The organism is Hyphomonas sp. (assembly GCF_041689225.1).
In the GTDB taxonomy this organism is placed as follows: Bacteria; Pseudomonadota; Alphaproteobacteria; order Caulobacterales; family Hyphomonadaceae; genus Hyphomonas.
In genome coordinates this window covers 1-4,959 of sequence record NZ_JBDNGN010000183.1, presented here as the reverse complement: position 1 = coordinate 4,959, position 4,959 = coordinate 1, and the positions used below count along the sequence as shown (strand labels likewise).

The following is a 4,959-nucleotide window of genomic DNA, read 5'->3' as shown; positions in this document are numbered from 1 at the left end:
TCGACGACCATGGTGTCACGCAGACGGGCCGCGCCGGTGCCGCGGTGGCTCGTGATGGAATCGCCATCCTGGATCCTTTCCCTGCCTTTGAAGTCGATATCCCCGCGCAGGAATCTCGCACGATTTACCTGCGCGTCCACAGTAAGACCATCGTCGTCCTCAACATGTGGTTTCACTCAAGTGCGGATTACCAGTTCTGGTCACAGTGGACCATCGCGATCTATGCCTTGATACTCGGGGTCATTTGTACGTTTACCGCCTATACCTTCTCGGTCATGCGCACGTCCGGCAACCACGCCTACCGGCTCTATTTCGCATTCTGCATCGCGGCCACGCTCTATATCGCCTTTTCGACAGGTATCGGAAAATCCCTCCTCTGGCCCAACAGCGATTTCAGCACGATGCTGCTGGTCGACATGCTCCAGGGCGCGGTCACGGCGCTTGGCGGATTGTTCATCGCGGCCTTCCTGGACCTGCGCAACCGCTGGCCCGCTTTCCATAAGGCGATGAATTTCATGGTCGCCTTTTGCGCCCTGTCCGGCCTCTACACGTTTCTGCCGGACGCGGTCGCCGGCTTGGTCTACCTGACTGTCACCGTCCTCATTCCCGTGGTCACGCTTGCAGGCGTCTGGGTCTTGCACCGCCGACGCGTCTATGGCGCAGGGGCAATTCTCATGGCCTGGTCGCCCTGCATCTTCGCGACGGTCTGGCTGTACGCCCGGGCATTCGAACTGACGCCGTATCTCACGTTCAACCATTATGTCGTGCCACTTGGCCTATGCCTGACGGTGCTGCAATTCAGCTGGGCAATCAGCAACCGGGTGAAGGACGCTGAAACCAGCGCGGCGACGGATGTCCTGACCGGCCTGCCCAATCGCCGCCACCTCGACTCAACCTTCAACACGACGAAGCCGCGGACCGAACCGCCCTGCGCCGCAGTGCTCGCCATCGACCTCGATGGTTTCAAGGCGATCAACGACACGCATGGCCATGAAGCGGGCGACACGGTGTTGCAGGTCATCGGTCAGCGCCTGAACAAACTGAGCCTTGGCCGGGCCAAACCTTACCGCACAGGCGGAGATGAATTCATCGTGCTCTATGCTGACCAGGACCCGCGTGCGGACATCCAGGCGTTCGGCAATGAATGCATCGCGCGCATCAACCGACCCATCATGTTCGGAACAAAAACCCTGAACGTCGGTGCCAGCGTGGGGATTGCCTTCGTGCAGACGCTCGAAGAATTCAAGACCGGAATCCCGCGAGCAGATGCGGCGCTCTACCGCGCCAAGCGCGATGGCAAAGGCATCGTTCGCCTGTACGACGAGCGCCAGTCCCCGATCGGCATCGAGACGTTACGGCCATCCCTCGTCCAATCCTGAACTCAGGTCCCGGCCTGTTCCTCCCCAAGTACAGAGGCGAGGCCGCCCCGATATGATGGATAAAGCGGACGCCAGCCCAGCGCTGCCTTGGTGCGCGAATTCGAGACCCGCTTGCATTCCGCATAAAAGCTCCGCGCCATCGGGCTGAGCCCCGCATCCGCGATGGCCACTTCCGGTGGTGTCTCCAGGCCCAACAGGCCCGCTGCAAATGCCGTTACATCCTGCGGCGGCGCCGGTTCATCATCGCAGAGATGGAACACGCCGGTCAGCGCTGGCTTCGACAGCAGGGCCTCCAGCCCGCGCGCGATATCCTCGACATGGACGCGGCTGAACACCTGCCCCGGTTTCACCACCCGCGTCGCCATGCCGTCGCGCAATCGCCCGAAGGGTGACCGACCGGGGCCATAGATGCCCGGCAGGCGCACGATCCGCACCGCGCCGCCCGTCGCCTCCTGCCATTGCCGCTCGGCCAGAACCCGCGCGGTCGCGCGGGCCGACCCCGGATTGACCGGGCTCCATTCCATCGCCCAGCCGCCGCCCAGGTCGCCGTAAACGCCCGTGGTCGAAAGATAGGTCACCGAGGCTGCCTCGCCGGCCCGCTTTCCCACTGCACGGGCCGCCGGGCACCCGTCTAAATCGGGTGGCAGCGTGACCAGCCAATGCGCGCCGGACGGCGGACGCACCTCCCCCTCACCACCCCATTGCAGCACCCTCACCCCCGGCCCGAAATCCGCGTCTTTCGCCCGGCTGGTACCCGCAACGCGCCACCCCGCGGGCACGAGTCGCGCCGCCAGGCGACGGGCCGAATAACCCATGCCAAAGACAAAAAGCAGAGATGGCGGAACTGTCATTTGCACTGAGGCCCTGTCTGATGACTATAGGTACCACTACAGGTCCGGGAGCCCTTTATCCATGTCTATCCTCGCCTTCGCAGCGGTATCGTTCGCCTTCTTTCAAACCGCAAGCGCCGATTTCGCCGCCCGCGAGGCAACACGCCTCGACACTTGTATTGCCCGCATCGATGAAGACCCGGAAGAAGCCTATGAAGACGCCCTCGCCTGGAGCTTCGAAGGCAACCGCCCGGGCTCCCGGCAGTGCGTTGCCCTCTCGCTGATCGCCCTCGGTCAGGAGGCTGAAGGTGCAGCGCGGCTTGAAGAACTGGCCAATGCGACCGACGGCGGCACGCTCGAAAAGCGTGCGCTTTATCTCACCCAGGCCGGCAATGCCTGGCTCGTGGCCGGCGCGCCGGAAGCCGCGATCCTGACGATTACCAATGCCCTGAAAATCATCCCCAATGACCCGGACCTGCTGGTCGACCGCGCCAGCGCCCACATCTTGCTGGAACAATGGACCCAAGCCATATCTGACCTGGATGCCGCCCTCGAATCCGCACCCGGTTTCGGCACCGCGCACCATCTTCGCGCCGAAGCCCGGCTGAATACCGGCGACCTCGACATGGCCCTCGCCGATGTCAAAGCCGCCATGCAAGCCGAGCCGGACAATATCGACACGCTGGTCCTGCGCGGCCGCGTCCGCGAAGCCATCCGCCTGTCCGAAGTCCGGATCGTCCCGCCTCAGGCGGAATAGCGCGCCGCCAGCATTGCCCAGACGGCCCGGAAGCCTGTCGGCGCGCCGCCTTCAGGCCGTCCGTACTTGCCCTTGCGCCAGGCCCATACGTCAAAGTGCGCCCAGCTCTTCGCGGTGACGAACTGCTTCAGGAACAGCGCCGCCGTGATCGATCCGGCTTGCCGTCCGCCGGAATTGACGAGATCGGCAATCGGGCTTTTCAGGTCTAACAGGTACGGGTCCCAGAGCGGCATGCGCCACACCGGGTCACCGCTGGTTTTTGACCCCGCCAGAACATCCGCTGCGAGGGCGTCGTCATCGGTATAGATCGGTGCGAGATCCTGCCCCAGCGCGACGCGCGCCGCCCCGGTCAGTGTCGCGAAATCGATCAGCAAGTCCGGCTCGCCTTCGCAGGCCCGCGCCAACGCGTCCGCAAGAATCAGACGCCCCTCCGCATCGGTATTGTCGATCTCGACCGTCAGGCCCTTACGGCTCGCCAGAATGTCGCCGGGCCGGAACGCATTTCCGGCAATCGCATTCTCGACAGCGGGAACGTAGAGCTTGAGGTGCACTTTCAGGCCGCTGCCCATGATCAGTTCGGACAGGGCAATGACATGCGCCGAACCGCCCATGTCCTTCTTCATGATCCGCATCCCGTCGCCGCCCTTGATGTTCAGGCCGCCGGAATCGAACGTCACGCCCTTGCCGACGAGCGCCAGCTTGGGATGGCTCGGGTCGCCCCATTCCAGCTCCAGGAAGCGCGGCGCAAACGTCGCCGCGCTGCCGACCGCATGCACAAGCGGGTAGTTCGCCTCCAGTAGGTCGTCCCCCACCGTGGTGGTCAGCTTGGCGCCATACAGCTTGGCCAGTGCGGCCACTTCCCCCTGCAGCGCTTCGGGGCCCATGTCGCTTGCTGGCGTATTCACCAGGTCGCGCAGGTGCGCGACGGCGTCCGCCTCACGCGACAAGGCGTCGGATTCCGCGCCCGATGGAATCACAAGCCGTGGCGGCTTCGCCTTTTCGCTCAGGTACCGGTCGAAACGATAGGCGCCATCTGCCCATCCGGCGGCAATCTTCGCGAAGCCGAGCCCACCGTCCGATGCGAATTCATAATCGCCCTCCGGCAGTTTCGCCGAGATTGCAGCCACGCCCAGCGCGTCACGTCCATCACCCAGCCCTGCCAGCACATGGCTAAGCTGTCCGCCCGCAGCCGCCTGCAACACGACCTGTCCGGCTTTGCCCGTGAATCCCTGCCCCTTGGCCAGCGCGCGCGCGCCCGGGAACGGATCGTCCTTCAGGCTTTCGAAGCCCGACACCGTGAACAGGTGGATCGCGGCCGGCTTGGCCCCTTTAGCGGTAAAGCTCTTGTGCATGTCGCATGGCGCTCCGGGCAATTTGTTAATCAGACGGTCAGTCCTGTTAACCGAACCTTGACCTCAATCAGGCCAGAATCGGACTTGAATGCACCTGATACATACTTGGAGCCAGCCCATGTCCAGAGCCAAAACGTCACTGGCGGTCCTCGCGCTCGTCCTAGCGGCGGCGACGACGGGCTGCGCCAGCACGGCGACGAAAGACGAAAAGGCGGCAAATGCCGAATTGCAGCGGGCGATGGAAGAAGCCCTGGAGCCGGCCAGTCCGGAAGAAGTGGCTGCAGCCAACCGCGCCGACCCACTGACCAAAGCCAATTTCTGGTCGAAGGAACATGCCAAGGACACGGAGAATCTCGAAACTGCGATCACGTTCGGCAATGCCCTGCGCGACATTGGCAGCGATGATCGCGCCATCGATGTCCTGTCCCAGGTTCTGGTCGTCCACCCGGACAGTGCCGAACTCCTGATGGTGCTCGGACGCGCCCTGTCGACCAAGCAGGATTATCGCGCTGCGATGCAGGCATTCAACCAGGCCGGCACCCTGGAACCCGACATGGCAGCCGCCTGGGGCGGGCTCGGCACCGCGCTCGACCAGCTCGACCGGCATGCGGATGCGCAACAAGCCTATCAACGGGCACTTA

Annotated in this window: 5 protein-coding genes; 3 read left to right on the top strand and 2 right to left on the bottom strand. The window is 63.7% G+C overall.

The genetic code is table 11. The features are described 5' to 3' along the window. The coding region (locus ACESNB_RS17685) for a diguanylate cyclase domain-containing protein (protein ID WP_373009655.1) at positions 1 to 1,379 on the top strand (1,379 nt) is incomplete at its 5' end. 2 nt (positions 1,380 to 1,381) lie between these two features. On the opposite strand, the gene ACESNB_RS17680 is transcribed toward ACESNB_RS17685, so the two are convergent. Then, positions 1,382 to 2,230: an SDR family NAD(P)-dependent oxidoreductase gene (locus tag ACESNB_RS17680; RefSeq protein ID WP_373009654.1), complete on the bottom strand. Its 849-nt coding sequence runs from the start codon at positions 2,228 to 2,230 to the stop codon at positions 1,382 to 1,384. 61 nt (positions 2,231 to 2,291) lie between these two features. Between ACESNB_RS17680 and ACESNB_RS17675 the strand changes: the two genes are divergently transcribed. Beyond that, positions 2,292 to 2,966 (top strand): hypothetical protein, encoded by a 675-nt coding sequence (locus ACESNB_RS17675; protein WP_373009653.1) that lies wholly within the window; start codon positions 2,292 to 2,294, stop codon positions 2,964 to 2,966. Here ACESNB_RS17675 and ACESNB_RS17670 read toward each other — a convergent pair. Then, a complete protein-coding gene (locus ACESNB_RS17670) occupies positions 2,954 to 4,318 on the bottom strand; it encodes a M17 family metallopeptidase (protein WP_373009652.1) in 1,365 nt (454 codons plus the stop codon). The two genes, ACESNB_RS17675 and ACESNB_RS17670, sit on opposite strands and share 13 nt — an antisense overlap. 118 nt (positions 4,319 to 4,436) lie before the next feature. Here ACESNB_RS17670 and ACESNB_RS17665 point away from each other — a divergent pair. Beyond that, positions 4,437 to 4,959 (top strand): tetratricopeptide repeat protein (locus ACESNB_RS17665; RefSeq protein ID WP_373009651.1); only part of this gene is annotated, 523 nt, incomplete at its 3' end.

What these genes read in the sequence shown, in the direction of transcription:
- ACESNB_RS17680 (WP_373009654.1), bottom strand. Translation starts at nt 2,230, where the DNA reads ATGACAGTTCCGCCATCTCTGCTTTTTGTCTTTGGCATGGGTTATTCG.
- ACESNB_RS17675 (WP_373009653.1), top strand. Translation starts at nt 2,292, where the DNA reads ATGTCTATCCTCGCCTTCGCAGCGGTATCGTTCGCCTTCTTTCAAACC.
- ACESNB_RS17670 (WP_373009652.1), bottom strand. Translation starts at nt 4,318, where the DNA reads ATGCACAAGAGCTTTACCGCTAAAGGGGCCAAGCCGGCCGCGATCCAC.